This window comes from Cupriavidus sp. C3SS-1, assembly GCF_057073755.1.
Window position 1 is genome coordinate 2,552,247 of sequence record NZ_CP172699.1, and the last position, 18,193, is coordinate 2,570,439.

The window sequence follows — 18,193 nt, forward strand, 5'->3', positions numbered from 1 at the left end:
CGGCGGCCTGCGCCGATTGCTATGCTAGGAATCGTCCACATCGAACCCTGTGGCGTTACCGCAAGAAGGGAGCCCCGTGTCCAACCCACCCCTCAGTCCCCAGGCTCGCAAGTCGGCGAAAGCCCCTTCCACTTCCGGCTGGCTGCACTGGCTGCCGGGCTTGCAGATGCTGCGCACGTACGAGGCCGCCTGGCTCCCGCGCGACCTGGCGGCGGGGCTGGTGCTCACCACCATGCTGGTGCCGGTCGGGATCGCCTATGCCGAGGCATCGGGCGTGCCAGGCATCTATGGCCTGTACGCCACCATCATCCCGCTGCTTGCCTACGCGCTGTTCGGCCCGAGCCGCATCCTGGTGCTGGGGCCCGACTCCGCGCTGGCGGCACCGATCCTCGCCGTGGTGGTGCAGCTCTCCGCCGGCGACCCGGCGCGCGCCATCACCATCGCCAGCATGATGGCGGTGGTATCGGGCGTGGTCTGCATCGTCGTCGGCCTGTTGCGGCTGGGCTTTATCACCGAGCTGCTGTCCAAGCCGATCCGCTATGGCTATATGAACGGCATCGCGTTCACCGTGCTCGTCAGCCAGTTGCCCAAGCTGTTCGGCATTTCGATCGAAGATGCGGGGCCGTTGCGGGAGCTATGGAGCCTGGGCACTGCCGTGGCGGCCGGCAAGGCCAACCTGTACAGCGTGGCCGTGGGCGGCGCGAGCCTGGTGCTGATCCTGCTGCTGAAACGGTTCGAGCGCGTGCCCGGCGTGCTGATCGCGGTGGTGCTGGCCACGCTGAGCGTGAGCCTGTTCGGTCTCGATGCACACGGGGTCAAAGTGCTCGGCAAGATGCCTCAAGGCCTGCCCGCGTTCGCCTTGCCGTACCTGAGCGGGGTCGATCTCACCCATATCGTGGTAGGCGGCTGCGCCGTCGCCCTGGTCGCGTTCGCCGATACCAGTGTGCTGTCGCGCACCTACGCGGCGCGCCTGAAATATCCGGTCGATCCGAACCAGGAAATGGTAGGGCTGGGCGCCGCCAACCTCGCTGCCGGGCTGTTCCAGGGTTTTCCGATCAGCAGCAGCGCGTCACGCACGCCGGTGGCTGAAGCCGCCGGCGCGCGCACGCAACTGACCGGCGTGGTCGGCGCGCTGGCGGTGGCGGCGTTGCTGCTGTTTGCGCCGGACCTGATGCGCTACCTGCCCAGCAGCGCACTGGCCGCCGTCGTCATCGCGGCGGCCATCGGCCTGTTCGAATTTGCCGACCTCAAGCGGATCTACCGCATCCAGCAGTGGGAATTCTGGCTGGCGATGGCGTGCTTTGCCGGCGTTGCCGTCTTCGGCGCGGTGCCGGGCATCGGCCTGGCCGTGGTCATCGCCATCATCGAGTTCCTTTGGGATGGCTGGCGCCCGCACCACGCGGTGCTCGGCCGCGCCGACGGCGTGCGCGGCTACCACGACGTGGAGCGCTACCCGAACGCGCGCCGGGTGCCGGGGCTGGTGCTGTTCCGCTGGGACGCGCCGCTGTTCTTCGCGAATGCCGAACTGTTCCAGGACTGCGTGCAGCGCGCCGTCGAAGCCTCGCCCACGGCGGTGCGGCGCGTGGTGGTGGCGGCCGAGCCGGTCACCAGCGTCGACGTGACCTCGGCCGACATGCTGCGCGAACTCGACAAGGCCCTGGACGAGCGCGGCATCGAACTGCACTTCGCGGAGATGAAGGACCCCGTCAAGGACAAGCTCAAGCGCTTCGAGCTGTTCGACAAGCTGGGGAAGGATGCTTTCCATCCCACGGTCGGCGCGGCAGTGGATGACTACCTGAGCGACTTCGATGTGGACTGGAAGGCGTGAGCAGCCGGGGTTCCTCCCCAACCTTTCTCCCACTTGCGTCGGGAAAGAAGAGAAGCGACCGGGCCGTCCGGCACGGATGCGTGCACTGCAAACGAAAGCGGCGGACTGCCAACAGGCAGCCCGCCGCATTGCTGCCTCAACGTAACGCTCAGCTACCCTGCTTCACGCAATCCACGAAGTAGGCCTTCTGCCCATCCACCTCTTCCAGCACCAGCCCGTGCACGTCGGTCTCGAAACCCGGGAAGAGCTTGTTGAACTCGCGCGCGAACTTCAGGTACTGGACGATGATGCGGTTGAAGCGCTCGCCCGGGATCAGCAGCGGGATGCCCGGCGGATACGGCGTCAGCAGGATGGCCGTGACGCGGCCCTCGAGCTCGTCGACCGGCACGCGCTCGATCTCGCGGTGCGCCATCATTGCCCACGCATCCGACGGCTTCATCGCCGGCTCCATGTCCGACAGGTACATCTCGGTCGTCACGCGCGCCACGTCGTTGGCCTTGTAGACGCTGTGCACGGCGTCGCACAGATCACGCAGGCCCATGCGCTCGTATTGCGGGTGCTTGCCGACGAACTCGGGCAGCACGCGCCACAGCGGCTGGTTCTGGTCGTAGTCGTCCTTGAACTGCTGCAGCTCGGTCACCAGCGAGTTCCAGCGGCCCTTGGTGATGCCGATGGTGAACATGATGAAGAACGAGTACAAACCCGTCTTCTCGATGATGATGCCGTGCTCGGCGAGGTACTTGGTGACGATGGCCGCCGGGATGCCGCGCTCGCTGAACTCGCCGTCCACGTCCAGGCCCGGGGTAATGAGCGTGGCCTTGATCGGGTCGAGCAAGTTGAAGCCGTCGGCCAGGTCGCCGAAGCCGTGCCAGCGCTCGTTGGCCTTGAGCATCCATTCCTCGCGCTCCGGCATGCCCTCTTCGTTCAGCGTGTCGGGACCCCAGACCTTGAACCACCAGTCGCCGTTGTGGCCGGCGTCGTACTCGCCCTCCACCTTGCGCATGGCGCGGCGGAAGTCCAGCGCTTCCTGGATGCTTTCTTCCACCAGCGCGGTGCCGCCCGGCGCTTCCATCATCGCCGCGGCCACGTCGCACGAGGCGATGATCGAGTACTGTGGGCTGGTCGAGGTGTGCATCAGGTACGCCTCGTTGAAACGGTAGCGGTCCAGCTTGCGCGTCTCGGAATCCTGCACGAGGATCTGCGAGGCCTGCGACAGCCCGGCAAGCAGCTTGTGCGTGGACTGCGTGGCGAATACCAGCGCGTCCTTGCTGCGCGGGCGCCCGCGGCCGATCGCGTGCATGTCGTGATAGAAGTCGTGGAATGCCGCATGCGGCAGCCACGCTTCATCGAAATGCAGCGTGTCGATTTCCGAGGCCAGCATCTCCTTGATCTGCTCGGCGTTGTACAGCACGCCGTCATAGGTGCCCTGCGTGATCGTCAGGATGCGCGGCTTCTGGTTTTTCGCCTTGCTGGCGAACGGGTGGTTGGCGATCTTGCGCCGGATGGTTTCCGGATCGAATTCGCTCTTCGGAATCGGGCCGATGATGCCGTAGTGGTTGCGCGTCGGCATCAGGAACACCGGGATCGCGCCGGTCATCATGATCGCGTGCAGGATCGACTTGTGGCAGTTGCGGTCCACCACCACGATGTCCCCCGGCGCCACGTTGGCGTGCCACACCATCTTGTTCGACGTCGACGTGCCATTGGTCACGAAGTACATGTGGTCCGAATTGAAGATGCGCGCGGCATTGCGCTCGGACGCCGCCACCGGGCCGGTATGGTCCAGCAGCTGGCCGAGTTCGTCGACCGCGTTGCAGACGTCGGCGCGAAGCATGTTCTCGCCGAAGAACTGGTGGAACACCTGGCCCACCGGGCTCTTCAGGAATGCCACGCCGCCCGAGTGGCCCGGGCAGTGCCACGAGTACGACGAATCCTGCGCGTAGTCGATCAGCGCCTTGAAGAACGGCGGCGCCAGCGTGTCGAGATAGACCTTGGCTTCGCGGATGATGTGGCGCGCCACGAATTCGGGGGTGTCCTCGAACATGTGGATGAAGCCGTGCAGCTCGCGCAGGATGTCGTTCGGGATATGGCGCGAGGTGCGGGTCTCGCCGTACAGGAAGATCGGCAGGTCGGTGTTGCGGCGGCGCACCTCGTTGACGAACGCGCGCAGCTTCTCGATGGCGGCCGCTTCGGGACGGTCATCGGCGGTCACGAACTCGTCGTCGTCGATCGACACGATAAAGGTCGAAGCACGGCTCGACTGCTGCGCGAACGAGGTCAGGTCGCCGTAGCTGGTCAGGCCCATGACCTCCATGCCTTCCTTCTCGATCGCTTCGGCCAGCGCGCGGATGCCCGAGCCGGAGATGTTCTCGGAGCGGAAGTCTTCGTCAATGATGATGACGGGGAAGCGGAATTTCATCGGGCATCCTTGATGGGAAAGCAGGACATAAAGGACTGAGCCACATGGCCGGCAGGGGTTCCCCTGCGACGGCGACATGTGGCTCTCACGTCAGGTCTTGGCGCCCGCGCGTCGATCTATCGCGGGCCGTCCGTTCCGGCAAACGCCGGCATTGTAATGCGCTCAGGTCTTCGGCAGTGTGACGCCGTGCTGGCCCTGGTACTTGCCGCCGCGGTCGGCGTACGAGGTCTCGCAGACTTCGTCGCTCTCGAAGAACAGCACCTGGGCGCAACCTTCGCCCGCGTAGATCTTGGCGGGCAGCGGCGTGGTGTTGGAAAACTCCAGCGTCACATAGCCTTCCCACTCGGGCTCGAACGGCGTCACGTTGACGATGATGCCGCAGCGTGCATAGGTGCTCTTGCCCAGGCAGATGGTCAGCACGCTGCGCGGAATGCGGAAGTACTCCATCGTGCGCGCCAGCGCGAACGAGTTCGGCGGGATGATGCAGACGTCGCCCTTGAAATCCACGAACGATTTCTCGTCGAAGTTCTTCGGATCGACGATGGTGCTGTTGATATTGGTGAAGATCTTGAATTCGTCGGCGCAGCGGATGTCGTAGCCGTAGCTCGACGTGCCGTACGACACGATCTTGCGCCCGTCGGCCTCCCGCACCTGGCCGGGTTCGAACGGCTCGATCATGCCGTGCTGTTCCGCCATGCGGCGGATCCACTTGTCGGATTTGATGCTCATAGGGTCGGGAGGGTAAACGCTTAGGGCAGAGTGCGCCGAATTGTACAACCAATCCGCCCGCGCGCCGCTCAATTGAAGTGCTGCCTACGCAACAACCTCCTCAGGCAACCGATGATGGAAGCGTTCGTTCCCCGTGTAGAGCAGGAAATGCTTGCCCGTACACCTTGCGAACAGTGTCAGATTGACCCGCTGCGCCATCTGGTAGCCCATCTGCGTCACGCCTGAACGCGACAGCAGGAAAGGAATCCCCATCTGCGCGCCCTTGATCACCATTTCGGAAGTCAGGCGCCCGGTGGTGTAGAAGACCTTGTCGTCGCCGCGCATGTCTTCCAGCCACATGCGGCCGGCAATCGCATCGACCGCGTTATGGCGGCCCACGTCCTCCACGAACATCAGCAGCTCGCTGCCGCGGAACAGCGCACAGCCATGCACCGATCCCGCCTGCTTGTACACCGACTGCTGCAGCCGGATGGTGTCGATGATGCCGTACAAGGTGTCCTGGTCCAGCGTGGCCCCGGCCGGCAGCCGGACATTGTCGATCTCGTCGAGCAGCGAGCCGAACACCGTGCCCTGCCCGCAGCCCGTGGTGACCACGCGGCGCGCGGTGCGTTCCTCGATGCGGTCGATGCCCGTCCGGGTGGTCACTGCGGCCGATTCGGTCTCCCAGTCGACCTGCACGGCGGCGATGTCCTCGATCGACTCGACCAGCCGCTGGTTGCGCAGGTAGCCGAGCACCAGGTGTTCGGGCGCCCCGCCCAGCGTCATCAGCGTTACCAGTTCGCGCTTGTCGAGATAGACCGTGAGCGGGCGCTCCCCAGGCAGGTAAGCCGGGCGGGCACGCCCCAGTTCATCGACAACCTCCACTTCTTCGATCAGGGGAACGGCCGCGTGGGTGAGTTCGGGACGCAGGGGCATGGGTGGCGAAGTCGGGCTGCTCGGGTTTGCCCCACGCCGGCTTTCTAGCGATGGGGCCAGGGTTAAGGCGCCTTTGCGGTCGATTGTACTGCCGCTGCGGCGACTGGCGCCTGGGGCGCCACGTACGGCCCGGGATCCGCACAGGCGGCAGTCTGCGCGGGCTCGTGCGTGGCATTGCCACGGGCCTTCATGTCGCTGTAGTAGCGCGCCGCGATCCTGTCCTGCGACTTGCACAGATGGAACGCCACGACCTTGTCGGCCCAGGCCGTACGCGCCTTGGTCTCCGCGGCCTTGGCCTGCTGCGCATCGGTCGGCGGCGGCAGCTTGGCCAGCGCGCCCTGGGTACCCATGGCGCCGGCGGCCAGGGCAATCAGCATCAGCATGCGTTTCATGGTCAGTATCCGGTGAAAGGGTGCCATGCCGGTGCCTCAAGCTTCGCCGGGATTGCGCCGGCGCGCCGCCTTGGGCTCCGGCGTCGCCGAGCGCTGGACCGGGATCTTGCCGGCCTTGATGTCGTCATACCAGTGCTCGTGATGCTCCTTGGCCCAGGCCTCGTCGACCCAGCCGTCGCGCATGGCGCGGTAGGCGCCTTCCATGCCGATGGTGCCCATGTAGATATGGCCAAGCGACATCGCGATCATCAGCACCGCGGCGATGCCGTGGATCACGTTGGCGATCTGCATGGTGGCGCGGTAGTAGTCGAGCCCGGGCACGATCATGTCGAGCACCCAGCCCGACGCGGACAGGATCAGGCCGAAGATCACCAGGCCTGCCCAGAACCACATCTTCTCGCCGGCATTGAAGCGGCCGCTCGGCACATGCTTGCCGCTTGCCAGGCCGCCGAGGCTGGTCAGCCAGTGCAGGTCATCGCGGCTGGGCAGGTTGCTGCGCACGAAAATCACGAAGGCGACGATGATCGACAGCGTGAACACCGGGCCGGCCAGGTTATGGATGTTCTTCAGCAGGTAGGTGAGCCAGCCGAACAGCGTATGGCCCATCAACGGCAACAGGAAATGCTTGCCGAACAGCATCACGATGCCCGAGACCGCGAGCAGCACGAACGCGATCGCCATGGTCCAGTGGACAATGCGCTCGAACGGCGTAAAGCGTTCGATCATGCGTCCGGTGCGCGGCTCGCGCAGCGGGATCGCGCCACGCCAGAGGAAGAAGCCGAGGATCGCCAGCGGCACCACCACCAGCAGCCAGCCGCCCCAAACCGTGATCACGCCATTGCGGAACAGCCGCCACTGCTGCCCGGTGCGCTGGATCAGCACGCCGGCCTCCTTGTACGGCAGGCTGCTGTAGTGGGCCTGGTCGGAATTGACCTCGCGCCAGACCGGCGCATTGTTGCCAGGCTGCGTCAGCGTGCGCTCCTTCTGCGACCGCGCCTCATTGGCGATGTCGCGGCGCGGCACGTTGAAGATGTTCTCCGAGGCAATGCCGGCATACGGCTGCACCGGATGCGTGGCCGGGTTGTTCGCGTCAGCCGCTTGCGTGGGCTGAATCTGCGGGGCCTGAGCGGTTTGCGGCGCCGGGGCCGGCGCCTGCGCGGCAGCGCCACCGCTGGCGAACGTCAACATGGCCAGGGCACCGGCGGCAAGCCAGGCACGCCAGCCGCACATATTCTGCGTGGGCCTCATATGCGCTCCTTCGGGTCATCACCCCGCCCTGCCTGCGGTGCAGTCACGGCGTGCGGTTGTATTCGTTCTGCAGCTGGTTGCGCTGTCGGATCTGGTTGGTCCAGCTGGTCTTGTCACCGGTGGTCCAGCCCTTGACGACGAACGGGTCGTCCGGCGCGCCCTGGTAGGCGACCGCATCCGACTTCTTGTGCGAAGCCGTCGTGGTCTGCGGCTTCTCGCCACAGCCGGCGAGCAGCAAGCCGGCCACGGCCAGCATGGCCGCCATCGGAATGCGCGTCATGATGGTTGCCCTCCGTTGCCGCTGGCAGGAGCCGGGTTGGCCGGTGCGGCAGGTGCCGCCGGTGCGGCGGGCGCCTGCTGGGCGCCGCCACGATTCCCGTATGCGGTGCCCCAGCCCCACACATCGCCGCCCTTGCCGCGCTTGATCACGCGGTTGCGCAGGATGTCGGCGATCACGTCGCCGTCGCCGCCGAGCAGCGCCTTGGTCGAGCACATTTCCGCGCACAGCGGCAGCTTGCCCTCGGCCAGCCGGTTGCGGCCGTATTTCTCGAATTCCGCTTCGGAGCCGTTCTTCTCGGGGCCGCCCGCGCAGAAGGTGCACTTGTCCATCTTGCCGCGCACGCCGAAGGTACCGGTGGATGGAAACTGCGGCGCGCCGAACGGGCACGCGTACGAGCAGTAGCCGCAGCCGATGCAGACGTCCTTGTCGTGCAGCACCACGCCGTCCTCGGTGCGGTAGAAGCAGTCGACCGGGCAGACCGCCATGCACGGCGCATCCGAGCAGTGCATGCAGGCGACGGAGATCGACTTCTCCGCGCCGACCATGCCGTCGTTGATGGTGACCACGCGGCGCCGGTTGACGCCCCATGGCACCTCGTTCTCGTTCTTGCAGGCGGTGACGCAGCTATTGCACTCGATGCAGCGTTCGGCGTCACAGATAAATTTCATGCGTGCCATGGTTTCATCCTGCCCTTATGCAAAGCGTTCGATCTGGCAAATGGTGGTCTTGGTTTCCTGCATCATCGTCACCGAGTCGTATCCGTACGTCGTACCCGTGTTGACGGCCTCGCCACGCACGATCGGCATGGCGCCATCCGGGTAGTACGTCTTCAGGTCCTTGCCCTGCCACCAGCCCGAGAAATGGAACGGGATAAACGCGGTGTCCGGGCCGACGCGTTCCGTCACGAGCGCGCGCACCTTCAGGGTGGCGCCGGTAGGCGTCCTGACCCAGCAGAAGTCGCCATTGCGGATGCCGCGCTGGGACGCGGCGACCGGATTGATCTCGACGAAGTTCTCCTGCTGCAGTTCGGCCAGCCACGGGTTCGACCGGGTCTCCTCGCCGCCGCCCTCGTATTCGACCAGGCGGCCGGAGGTCAGGATGATCGGGAACTTCTCGTAGACCTTGTTCTCGACGTTGCGCTGCTGCACGGTCTTGTACAGCGTGGGCAAGCGCCAGAACGCCATCTTGTCGTCGTGGGTCGGGTACTTCGCGACCATGTCGGGCCTCGTTGAGTACAAGGGCTCGCGGTGCTGCGGGATCGGGTCAGGGAAGTTCCACACCACGGCACGCGCCTTGGCGTTGCCAAACGGATGGCAGCCATGGACCTTGAGCACCACGCGCTGGATGCCGCCCGACAGGTCGGTTTTCCAGTTCTTGCCTTCGGCGGCCTTTTTCTCGGCGTCCGTCAGGTCGTCCCACCAGCCCAGCTTCTTGAGCAGCACGTGATCGAACTCGGGATAGCCCGTGGTGATCTCGGCCCCCTTCGAGTACGAACCGTCCTCGGCCAGCAGGTTGACACCGTCGCGCTCCACGCCGAAGTTCGCGCGGAAATTGCCGCCGCCTTCCATCACGTGCTTGCTGGTGTCGTACAGGTTGGGCGAGCCCGGGTGCTTGAGTTCCGGCGTGCCGTAGCACGGCCACGGCAGGCCGAAGTAGTCGCCGGTCAGGTCATAGCCGGTCGCGGCATCCTTGCCGCCCTTGCAGCGCAACGTCTTCACGTCAAACATCTGCATATTGCGCATATGGGCCTTGAGCCGTTCCGGCGACTGGCCGGTGTAGCCGATGGTCCAGTTGCTGCGGTTGATCTCGCGCAGGATCGACTCGATCTCCGGCTCCATCCATGTGCGGCCGGCGCGCTTCACCTCGATCATCTTGTAGTTCTTCGACAGCTCCTTGCCAAAGCCGAGCTTGTCCGCGAAGGCCTGCATGATGGTGTGGTCGGGCATCGATTCGAACAGCGGCTCGATCACCTTGTCGCGCCATTGCAGCGAACGGTTGGACGCCGTGCACGAACCCGAGGTCTCGAATTGCGTGCAGGCCGGCAGCAGGTAGACCGCGCGGTTCGGGTTGACCTTTTCGCCTTCAGCGCCCGGCATGTTGGCCATGGCCGCAGTGGCGGAGGGATACGGGTCGACCACGACCAGCAGGTCGAGCTTGTCCATGGCCTTCTTCATTTCCAGGCCGCGCGTCTGCGAGTTCGGCGCATGGCCCCAGAAGAACACCCCGCGCACGTTGTTGTCCTGGTCGAGCAGTTCGTTCTTCTCGGTGACCAGGTCGATCCAGCGCGACACGGTCGAACCGGACTTCTCCATCATTGCCTGCGAGACGAACTGCTGCTTGATCCAGTCGTAGTCGACTCCCCACACGGCCGCATAGTGCTTCCACGCGCCCGTGGCCAGGCCGTAGTAGCCAGGCAGTGAATCCGGATTGGGGCCGACGTCGGTGGCGCCCTGCACGTTGTCATGCCCGCGGAAGATGTTGGCGCCGCCACCGGAAACGCCGATATTGCCAAGCGCAAGCTGCACGATGCACGACGCGCGCACGATGGCGTTGCCGATCGAGTGCTGGGTCTGGCCCATGCACCAGACCAGCGTGCTGGGCCGGTTCTTCGCCATGATCTCGGCGACCATCTTCACCTGCGCCTCGGGCACGCCGCAGACTTCCTCGACCTTGTCCGGCGACCACTTGGCCAGGACGTCTTCCTTGACCTTGTCCATGCCGTAGACGCGGTCGTGCAGGTACTTCGGGTCTTCCCAGCCATTCTGGAAGACGTGGTACAGCACCCCGAACAGGAAGGCGATATCGGTGCCCGAACGGATGCGCACGTAGTGGTCGGCCTTCGCGGCCGTGCGCGTGAAGCGCGGGTCCACCACGATCACCTTGCAGCCATTCTCCTTCGCATGCAGCAGGTGCAGCATCGACACCGGATGCGCCTCGGCCGCGTTGGAGCCGATATACAGAGCCGCTTTCGCGTTCTGCATATCGTTGTAAGAGTTCGTCATCGCCCCGTAGCCCCAGGTGTTCGCCACGCCCGCCACGGTGGTGGAGTGGCAGATGCGCGCCTGGTGGTCGGTGTTGTTGGTGCCGAAGAAAGACACCCATTTGCGCAAAAGGTAGGACTGCTCGTTGCTGTGCTTGGAAGAGCCGATGAAGAACATGGAATCCGGTCCGGTCTGCTGGCGGATCTCCTTCATCTTCGCGGTGATCTCGTCGAGCGCCTGGTCCCAGCCGATACGCTGGTACTTGCCGTTGACCAGCTTCATCGGGTACTTCAGGCGATATTCGCCGTGGCCGTGCTCGCGCAGCGCGGCGCCCTTGGCACAGTGCGCGCCCATATTGATGGGCGAGTCGAACACCGGTTCCTGCCGCACCCAAACGCCGTTCTGCACCACGGCATCGACCGCGCAGCCCACCGAGCAGTGGCCGCACACGGTGCGCCTCACCACGATGCCGCCCTTGCCTTCGGCAGCGGCAACGGTCTTGTCATCGGCGGCATCGGCCTTGCGCAGCAGCGTCAGTTGCGAGGCCGCCAGTCCGGCCCCGACACCAATGCCGGAGCGCTTGAGGAAGCTGCGCCGGTCCATGGTCGGCATGGCGCCGGCCAGGCTCGCGGCGAGCCGCGTGGAAAGGCGGCCGGTTCCCGACGCATTAGTCTGAGCGAGGTTGTCAGCCAGCCGGGTCGATGTGCCCTGCGCCGCGCGCTTGCGGGTCAAGATCATGTCTCACCTCAACAGAGGAAAGCAGCAAATGCCGGACTGGCGCCGCCGGATGGCCCGGCCCGCCGGCGTGCTCACACCAGCGTGGTGCGGTAGTACTTGCGAATGTGCTCGGACACCCGATAGCCCGCTTGGTCCGACGACACGTCGGTGGGCTCCGGGATGGCCGCGCTCTGGACCGGCACGGCGGGACCCCGCGCGGTCAGCGACGCTGCGCCGGCGGCGGCAGCAACAACTCCAGCGCCCGCAAGAAAACCGCGGCGCGCGACCCTGGGTTGCTTCTCTTTCATGTGAGGCACTCCTCGGGTTCGGCACAGGCATGCCGATGATTCAGCCGTTATGCGTTGTTATGCATATTCTAGGTGCAATATCGCTGAAAAACCATGGAGTTACCGGGTTAATCCCTATTACGGAAGACAATGCAATCAATGCATTTCGAGCGCCATGGCCTCGACATCCGTGAAGGCCTGCATCAATCCGGCAACGCTGCGATAGAAGCGCGCTTTCGGATGGCCGCTTAGTGCATCGCACAATTTCCCGATCCACGGCTGCAGGTGCTGCGCGTAGAAGCGCTGTTGTTCGCCGAGGTTGGACACGGCGACATCATCGCCCCCCACGAGGAAACGCATCACCTCGCACAGCGCGGCGACGTGGTCCTCGGTTTCGCTGACATTGTCGTGCCGGACCAGCCCATAGCGGGCCAGGTCGTCACGCAGGACCACCAGCGGGCGCTCGTTCAGGAAGCCGGTGAGGTAAAAGGAGCCGTACAGGAAGACCTCCTGGCGCCCCACGCCGAGGAACAGTTCACGGTACTCGTCGGCGGCCTCGGCCTCGCTGGTGGTCGACGCCGCATCGCACAATGCGTTCCACGCCTGGCCGAGTATCGTGCCCGAACTCTCGTCCGGCGCGCGGTTGGCGGCGATGTGATGGAGCAGCGCCGCGTCCGGCGCGCGATAGAACAGCGTGGCCAGCAGGCCATACAAATCGGCGCGGGCAATGTCCTCGGTATCGTCTTCGGGCGCGGCGGTCAGCTGGATCGTCTGGAACTCTGTCATGTCGTGATGTTTCTTGTCTGGGCGGAAATGCTTACCGGAGCGTGGCGCCGCTGATCGCCCCCGGGTCGCGCTCCATCATGTCGACTACCCGGCAATCGGGGCACATCTTGAGGCGCTCGGCGGCCGCGCCGGCAAAGGCCGGGTGTCCGGCCAGGCGCACCAGCATCGCCTCCACCATCTGCGCGGTGCCGAACGGCTTGGCGCAGCGCACGCAATGGAACGGCTGCGATTCATTGAGCGTGACGGCGCGCCGCGCGGCATCGCCGGTCAGCAGGCGTGGCACGAGCGTGACCGCGTTCTCCGGGCAGGTCTTCTCGCACAGGCCGCACTGCACGCAGTTGCGCTCCAGGAAGCCAAGCACCGGGCGCTCCGGGTTGTCACGCAGGGCCTGGGTCGGGCACGCGCCGACGCAGGCCATGCAGAGCGTGCAAGCCGCCGTGTCGACCGCCACCGCCCCGAACGGTGCTCCTGCAGGCAGCGGCACGATGTCGGCCGGGACCGGCGCGTGCCGCACGAGGTGGTCGAGCGCAAACTCGAGCATCTCGCGCTTGGCAGCCACGGCACCGAATGGCGCGGGCGGCAACGCTTGCCGCGCGGGGCGCAGCGCGGCAAGCCCCTGGTCCAGCGACGCCGCATCGTTCGCCTCGACCAGCGACACGGCCTCGCCGTCGTAGCCGAGCCCGGCCAGCAGCGACCGCGCGACATCGATCTGCCCGATCAATGCGGTGCGGTACTGCGGCGCCTCGTCGCCGGTCAGCAGCACCGCCACGCGCGCCGCGCCCCAGCACAGCGCCGACAGCCAGAGTTCCAGCCCTGCCGAAGCCGGATGAAACACCTGCACCGGCATCACGTTCGGCGGCACGCCTTGCGCCCGCCCGGCGCGCGCGGCGCGCCCCAGCGCCAGGATGGCCGGCGTGCCGGTCGCTTCCCCGTGCAGCAACACCACGGCATCGCGCCCGCCCGCCGACCGGTAGGCCGACAGCAGCGTGCGCAAGCGCGTGCCCAGCATCTCCGGCCCCGGATACGCGTAGCTGATCGCGCCGCTCGGGCACACCGTGGTACACGCCCCGCAGCCCATGCACAGGTTGGGCGTGACCTCGATGCGGCCCTTGCCGTCATGCCATTGCGAACGGATGGCCTGCGTCGAGCAGATGTCGATACACGCGGTGCAGCCGGTGGTCTGGTTGCGGCCGTGAGCGCAGAGGCTTTCCTTGTAGCGGAAGAACTTGGGCTTCTCGAATTCGCCGACCAGTTGCGTCAGCACCAGCGCCTGTTGCTGCTGGCGCAGCGCATCCGCGCCGGCATGCAGGTAGCCTTGCGGCGGCTCGTGCATCGTGAAGGCCGGCGCATCGTTGAGATCGAAGACCAGGTCGAAGCGGCCCTCGCTGATCGCCGGCGGCCGGTCGAAGTCAATCGCGGCCGCCGCGCCGCATGCCCGCACGCAATCGCGGTGCGCGCGGCAACGGTCCAGGTCGATCTGGTAGCTGAAGTCGATCGCCTGTTCCGGGCAGGCTTCGATGCAGGCATTGCACCGCGTGCAAAGATCGAGATCGATGGGATTCGCGCGGCCCGCACCGGTCTCCCAGGTGGCCGCAAAGGCGCCGAGCCAGCCGGCCAGGGTCTTCAGCGTGCCGCTGTGGACGGGGTAGGCGCGATCCGCGGGCGCGATACCGGGTTCCACGCGGCCGTGTGACGTTGCATCGGAGGGCAGCAGCACGGTGACTTCGAGCGCCATGGCCGCGAGACGCCCGGCCCACGGCAAGGCGCGGTCGGCGGGGCCCATCACGAGCACGGCGCCTTCGGAGCGGTAGTCCACCACCGGCACTGGATCCGGCTCGGGCAAGGCGGCCACGGCCAGCAAGGCGGCGATCTTCGCGTTGGCGGTTTTCGGGTCGCGCCTGGCGCCCTGGGACCAGCCGCCAGTCTCGCGGATATTCACGAAGCGCACGGGCGCGGCCACCACGGCGCGGCCATCGGCGCCGCGCGCGGCCTGTGCCGCGACTTCAGTGAACAGCTGCCGCTCCTGCGTGCAGGCGACGATCACATCATCGGTCCCGTCGAGCGCGGCGGTGAAAGCGCCGATCTCCCTGCGGCACAGCAGCCGGTGAACCTTCAGTGGCTCACCGTTGGCACCGTTGGCCTGGGACAGCGCCGCTGCGTCGAGCGGCATGGTGTCATTGCAATTGCAGATCAGCGTCGGCATGGCGAATGCGGCTGACCGGCCCGGGCACCCTTTCTTGCGAGGGTCTGCAGGCCGGGAATTGTGGGAGACCTATTGTAGGCCTGGCGTATGCTGCGAGCTACGCGTGCTTGTCCGGGTCTGGTGCTACGGACTCGACGGATGGCACGTGGACTTCGGCATCGTCCGGTTCCGTGTCCGGCAAGGCTGGGACGGACGCTGCCGCGGATTCCGGCAACGCCGCGAACCCTGCCGCTTGCGGGGCTTGCGCGGCTTCCACGTCATCGAACAATCCCAGCGTCCTGGATTGGGTCAGGCGCCGCAGCACATCCGGCGGAATCGGGTCCGGCTTGCCGTAGTCGTCGATATAGGTGTCGAGGCCATCCATCACATTGAAGTGCGGATCGGCAAACAAGGTCTTGAGCGCGGCACGCTTGACACCCTCGTCCACGCCGCGCGCGACAAAGCGCGCTATGTTGTCGCCGGGTCGCAGCTGCGCCACATCCGCCATGGTGGGGAGATCAACCGGCGCTTCGGCGGGCGTTGCAGGGACCTGCGCGTCGACAGCGGGCAGCGGCTCGGGCTGAACCGGTTCGGCACCCGGCGGCTCGTCCGGCACGGAAGCGCCCTCCCGCACCGCGGCCTTGCGGCGCGACCAGCGTGACAGGAAGGACGATTCGCTCATGGCCGGCGGCCGTCAGTAGCGCGCGCGATCCTCCGGCGCCTTGAACGACTCGGGCCGGCGACGCTGCTTCGGTTCGGGACGGTAGTTCTGGTCGACGTAAGCCTGCAGCCATTCGCGCTGTTCGGGTGCAAGCGGCACGTTCTCCACGGTTTCGCCGGCATCGAGCCAGCGCCCCGCTTCGTTGTAGGACAGCGACACGGTGACCGGCACGGGCCGTGCCTCGTCCGCGGGAACCTCTTCCTGCATGCGCCAGTGCACGAACCAGCAGGGCTGCGTGGAGGTGAGGTTGAGGTAGTAGCCTTCGCCCTGGTCATGGAACAGCGCGACCTCGAAACCGGGATAGAGCCAGCGCGCGCCGTGCCCGTCCTGTTCCAGGCACATGGGCGTGGCGCCGAACTCGCCCAGGTCGGGCCAGACGGCTTCCAGCTCCCATTTCCAGGACTGCCAGCGACTTGCCAGCGCCACCCTTCGCATGACCACCGCCATGGTGACGGCGGGACGGGCTTGCGGCGCGGGCATGTCCATGGCGTTGGCCTCAGGTGTTCTGCACGACGATGCTGGGGAACTTGCTGGTCATATCGCGCGCCTTGTCGGCCACCTTGATGGCCACCTTGCGCGCGATGCCGCGATACAGCTCCGCCACCGGGCTGTCGGGGTCGGCGACCACCGTGGGGCGGCCCGAATCGGCCTGCTCGCGGATCGACAGGTTCAGCGGCAGGCTGCCCAGCAGGTCCACGCCGTAGTCGGCGCACATCTTCTCGCCGCCACCCTGGCCAAAGATATGCTCGACATGGCCGCAGTTCGGGCAGCAGTACACCGCCATGTTCTCGACGATGCCCAGGATGGGAATGCCCACCTTCTCGAACATCTTGAGGCCCTTCTTGGCGTCCAGCAGCGCGATGTCCTGCGGCGTGGTCACGATCACCGCGCCGGTCACGGGCACCTTCTGCGACAGCGTGAGCTGGATGTCGCCAGTGCCGGGGGGCATGTCGACGATCAGGTAATCCAGGTCATGCCAGTTGGTCTGGCGCAGCAGCTGTTCCAGCGCCGACGTGACCATCGGGCCGCGCCATACCATCGGGTTGTCCTGTTCGATCAGGAAGCCGATCGAGTTGGCCTGCAGGCCGTGGCCTTCCAGCGGCTCCATGGTCTGGCCGTCGGAGGACTCCGGGCGGCCGTCGATGCCCAGCATCATCGGCAGGCTGGGACCGTAGATGTCGGCATCGAGCATGCCTACGCGCGCGCCTTCGGCGGACAGGGCCAGTGCCAGGTTGACCGCCGTGGTCGATTTGCCGACACCGCCCTTGCCCGAGGCCACCGCGATCACGTTCTTCACGCCGGTCAGCAGCTTGACGCCGCGCTGCACGGCGTGGGCGACGATCTTCATGCTGACGCTGACGCTCACATTGCTGACGCCGGGGAGCTGCCGCACGGCAGCCACCACCAGCTTGCGGATCGGCTCGAACTGGCTCTTGCCCGGGTAGCCCAGTTCCACCTCCAGCGACACGTCGCCGCCGTCGACGCGGATATTCCTGGCCGAGCGGGTGGACACCAGGTCCTTGCCCGTGTTGGGGTCGATGACCGTACGCAGGACTTCCGTGACCTGTTCAGTACTGAGGCTCAAGACAAACTCCGCTGTGATGGTGAGGGGTGGGGACGGACTAATGTATCAAAGTATGCAGCAGCGGCCATCAGGACCGCGAATCGGCGCCCAAGCCCTTTCGGGCTTTGTGGGATTACAGACATTTACAAATCTCACAAGCTTGCACTTGTGCGCGCACCGCCATATCCATATTGTAGTGCCGCAGTGTTTGCACAAGGCCCCGCCGTGCCTATCCGGATCGTGCGGGGGCATGGCGGGTGCGCCGGGCGTTACTATCGGCGTTACCATCCTCGTTGCAGCAATCCAAAATACTTCTACGGGAACATTCAGAAGGAGAAAGCATGAAATTCAAGTTCGCCACCATCTCGCTCGCCGCGGTCACGGTTCTGGCCGCCGGCTGCGCCACCGAACAACAGACCCACACGGCCGTCGGGACCGGCGTGGGCGCTGCAGTAGGCGCAGGCCTGGGCAACCTGATCGGTGGCAATACCACTGGCACGCTGGTCGGCGCGGCAGTGGGCGGCGCCCTCGGCGGTACTGCCGGCTACAACTGGAACGCCATCCGCGGCAAGCTGAACAAGGACACGGCCGGCACCGGGACGCAGATCACGGAACAGCCGGACGGCTCGCTCAAGGTCAATATCCCGAGCCAGGTCACGTTCGATACCGACAGCGCCACCATCAAGCCGTCGTTCCGCTCGGTGCTTGACCAGGTGGCCCAGACGCTGGGGCAGCACCAGGATGTCAGCGCCAACGTCGTCGGCCATACCGACAGCACCGGCAACGCGCAATACAACATGCAGCTGTCCCAGCGCCGCGCCCAGAGCGTGGCGGGCTACCTGGGTGACCGCGGAGTCGCCCGCAACCGTCTCTCCGCCGAGGGCCGGGGCCAGACCCAACCCGTGGCGGACAACGCCACCGAGGCCGGACGGGCACAAAATCGCCGCGTTGAAATTTTTTTGAAACCAATTCAGGGATGACCCGGTCATAGAAACAGGTACCGCTTGCCACCGTTGCTGGCTCGCGATGGGTGGCTGACCTCCCGGGCGGTACCTGATTTCTCCTCCTTTTCCGTTGTGGAAAGCTGCGCCGGCGCTGACCGGCGCTTTTTTTTGGCCGTAGGACCAGGAGTGCGCCAAGCATC

General features: G+C 65.8%; 16 protein-coding genes. 2 read left to right on the plus strand and 14 right to left on the minus strand.

Features of this window, described 5'->3' with window-relative positions:
* Nucleotides 1-166: 166 nt before the first annotated feature.
* Entirely contained in the window at nt 167-1,828 is a 1,662-nt protein-coding gene (locus ACIGJC_RS11860; protein WP_483711529.1) for a SulP family inorganic anion transporter, read from the plus strand.
* Nucleotides 1,829-1,976: 148 nt separating this feature from the next.
* Here the strand turns inward: ACIGJC_RS11860 and ACIGJC_RS11865 are convergent, their stop codons facing one another.
* The 14 genes from ACIGJC_RS11865 to apbC form a co-directional block, all read right to left on the minus strand.
* On the minus strand, nt 1,977-4,247 hold the full coding sequence (locus ACIGJC_RS11865) for an Orn/Lys/Arg family decarboxylase (RefSeq protein WP_483709013.1): 2,271 nt from the start codon (nt 4,245-4,247) through the stop codon (nt 1,977-1,979).
* A gap of 162 nt (nt 4,248-4,409) precedes the next feature.
* Nucleotides 4,410-4,976, minus strand: coding sequence for a dCTP deaminase (dcd, locus tag ACIGJC_RS11870; RefSeq protein ID WP_029046089.1), 567 nt, complete (start codon nt 4,974-4,976; stop codon nt 4,410-4,412).
* Nucleotides 4,977-5,060: 84 nt separating this feature from the next.
* Nucleotides 5,061-5,891: a formate dehydrogenase accessory sulfurtransferase FdhD gene (locus tag ACIGJC_RS11875; RefSeq protein ID WP_483709014.1), complete on the minus strand. Its 831-nt coding sequence runs from the start codon at nt 5,889-5,891 to the stop codon at nt 5,061-5,063.
* 62 nt (nt 5,892-5,953) lie between these two features.
* Complete coding sequence (locus tag ACIGJC_RS11880; RefSeq protein WP_483709015.1) at nt 5,954-6,283, minus strand: hypothetical protein; 330 nt, start codon at nt 6,281-6,283, stop codon at nt 5,954-5,956.
* Between the two features lie 36 nt (nt 6,284-6,319).
* Complete coding sequence (locus tag ACIGJC_RS11885) at nt 6,320-7,531, minus strand: formate dehydrogenase subunit gamma (RefSeq protein ID WP_483709017.1); 1,212 nt, start codon at nt 7,529-7,531, stop codon at nt 6,320-6,322.
* Nucleotides 7,532-7,574: 43 nt separating this feature from the next.
* Nucleotides 7,575-7,811, minus strand: a complete 237-nt coding sequence (locus ACIGJC_RS11890) for a hypothetical protein (protein ID WP_483709018.1) — start codon at nt 7,809-7,811, stop codon at nt 7,575-7,577.
* The gene (fdh3B, locus tag ACIGJC_RS11895) at nt 7,808-8,488 is read right to left on the minus strand and encodes a formate dehydrogenase FDH3 subunit beta (RefSeq protein ID WP_483709019.1); all 681 of its coding nucleotides are present in this window, start codon (nt 8,486-8,488) and stop codon (nt 7,808-7,810) included. Before fdh3B ends, ACIGJC_RS11890 begins: the two co-directional genes overlap by 4 nt.
* 15 nt (nt 8,489-8,503) lie before the next feature.
* Nucleotides 8,504-11,530 (minus strand): molybdopterin-dependent oxidoreductase, encoded by a 3,027-nt coding sequence (locus tag ACIGJC_RS11900; RefSeq protein ID WP_483709020.1) that lies wholly within the window; start codon nt 11,528-11,530, stop codon nt 8,504-8,506.
* Between the two features lie 71 nt (nt 11,531-11,601).
* Nucleotides 11,602-11,817, minus strand: a complete 216-nt coding sequence (locus tag ACIGJC_RS11905; protein WP_483709021.1) for a formate dehydrogenase — start codon at nt 11,815-11,817, stop codon at nt 11,602-11,604.
* A gap of 135 nt (nt 11,818-11,952) precedes the next feature.
* On the minus strand, nt 11,953-12,582 hold the full coding sequence (locus ACIGJC_RS11910; RefSeq protein ID WP_483709022.1) for a TorD/DmsD family molecular chaperone: 630 nt from the start codon (nt 12,580-12,582) through the stop codon (nt 11,953-11,955).
* Between the two features lie 31 nt (nt 12,583-12,613).
* Nucleotides 12,614-14,785, minus strand: a complete 2,172-nt coding sequence (locus tag ACIGJC_RS11915) for a 4Fe-4S dicluster domain-containing protein (RefSeq protein WP_483709023.1) — start codon at nt 14,783-14,785, stop codon at nt 12,614-12,616.
* 97 nt (nt 14,786-14,882) lie between these two features.
* Nucleotides 14,883-15,446 carry a DUF3306 domain-containing protein gene (locus tag ACIGJC_RS11920; protein ID WP_483709024.1) on the minus strand — a complete coding sequence of 188 codons (564 nt, stop codon included), beginning with the start codon at nt 15,444-15,446 and terminating at the stop codon, nt 14,883-14,885.
* A 12-nt stretch (nt 15,447-15,458) separates the two neighbouring features.
* Nucleotides 15,459-15,971 carry a DUF3305 domain-containing protein gene (locus tag ACIGJC_RS11925; RefSeq protein WP_483709025.1) on the minus strand — a complete coding sequence of 171 codons (513 nt, stop codon included), beginning with the start codon at nt 15,969-15,971 and terminating at the stop codon, nt 15,459-15,461.
* A gap of 10 nt (nt 15,972-15,981) precedes the next feature.
* Entirely contained in the window at nt 15,982-17,070 is a 1,089-nt protein-coding gene (gene apbC, locus ACIGJC_RS11930) for an iron-sulfur cluster carrier protein ApbC (protein ID WP_483709027.1), read from the minus strand.
* Nucleotides 17,071-17,390: 320 nt separating this feature from the next.
* Here apbC and ACIGJC_RS11935 point away from each other — a divergent pair, with 320 nt between their 5' ends.
* The gene (locus ACIGJC_RS11935; protein ID WP_483709028.1) at nt 17,391-18,029 is read left to right on the plus strand and encodes a YiaD family glycine zipper/OmpA-like lipoprotein; all 639 of its coding nucleotides are present in this window, start codon (nt 17,391-17,393) and stop codon (nt 18,027-18,029) included.
* Nucleotides 18,030-18,193 lie beyond the last annotated feature (164 nt).

Bases quoted from the DNA above. Each gene is read 5' to 3' on its own strand.
- ACIGJC_RS11860 (WP_483711529.1), top strand. From the start codon at position 167: ATGCTGCGCACGTACGAGGCCGCCTGGCTCCCGCGCGACCTGGCGGCG.
- ACIGJC_RS11865 (WP_483709013.1), bottom strand. From the start codon at position 4,247: ATGAAATTCCGCTTCCCCGTCATCATCATTGACGAAGACTTCCGCTCC.
- dcd (WP_029046089.1), bottom strand. From the start codon at position 4,976: ATGAGCATCAAATCCGACAAGTGGATCCGCCGCATGGCGGAACAGCAC.
- ACIGJC_RS11875 (WP_483709014.1), bottom strand. From the start codon at position 5,891: ATGCCCCTGCGTCCCGAACTCACCCACGCGGCCGTTCCCCTGATCGAA.
- ACIGJC_RS11880 (WP_483709015.1), bottom strand. From the start codon at position 6,283: ATGAAACGCATGCTGATGCTGATTGCCCTGGCCGCCGGCGCCATGGGT.
- ACIGJC_RS11885 (WP_483709017.1), bottom strand. From the start codon at position 7,531: ATGAGGCCCACGCAGAATATGTGCGGCTGGCGTGCCTGGCTTGCCGCC.
- ACIGJC_RS11890 (WP_483709018.1), bottom strand. From the start codon at position 7,811: ATGACGCGCATTCCGATGGCGGCCATGCTGGCCGTGGCCGGCTTGCTG.
- fdh3B (WP_483709019.1), bottom strand. From the start codon at position 8,488: ATGGCACGCATGAAATTTATCTGTGACGCCGAACGCTGCATCGAGTGC.
- ACIGJC_RS11900 (WP_483709020.1), bottom strand. From the start codon at position 11,530: ATGATCTTGACCCGCAAGCGCGCGGCGCAGGGCACATCGACCCGGCTG.
- ACIGJC_RS11905 (WP_483709021.1), bottom strand. From the start codon at position 11,817: ATGAAAGAGAAGCAACCCAGGGTCGCGCGCCGCGGTTTTCTTGCGGGC.
- ACIGJC_RS11910 (WP_483709022.1), bottom strand. From the start codon at position 12,582: ATGACAGAGTTCCAGACGATCCAGCTGACCGCCGCGCCCGAAGACGAT.
- ACIGJC_RS11915 (WP_483709023.1), bottom strand. From the start codon at position 14,785: ATGCCGACGCTGATCTGCAATTGCAATGACACCATGCCGCTCGACGCA.
- ACIGJC_RS11920 (WP_483709024.1), bottom strand. From the start codon at position 15,446: ATGAGCGAATCGTCCTTCCTGTCACGCTGGTCGCGCCGCAAGGCCGCG.
- ACIGJC_RS11925 (WP_483709025.1), bottom strand. From the start codon at position 15,971: ATGGACATGCCCGCGCCGCAAGCCCGTCCCGCCGTCACCATGGCGGTG.
- ACIGJC_RS11935 (WP_483709028.1), top strand. From the start codon at position 17,391: ATGAAATTCAAGTTCGCCACCATCTCGCTCGCCGCGGTCACGGTTCTG.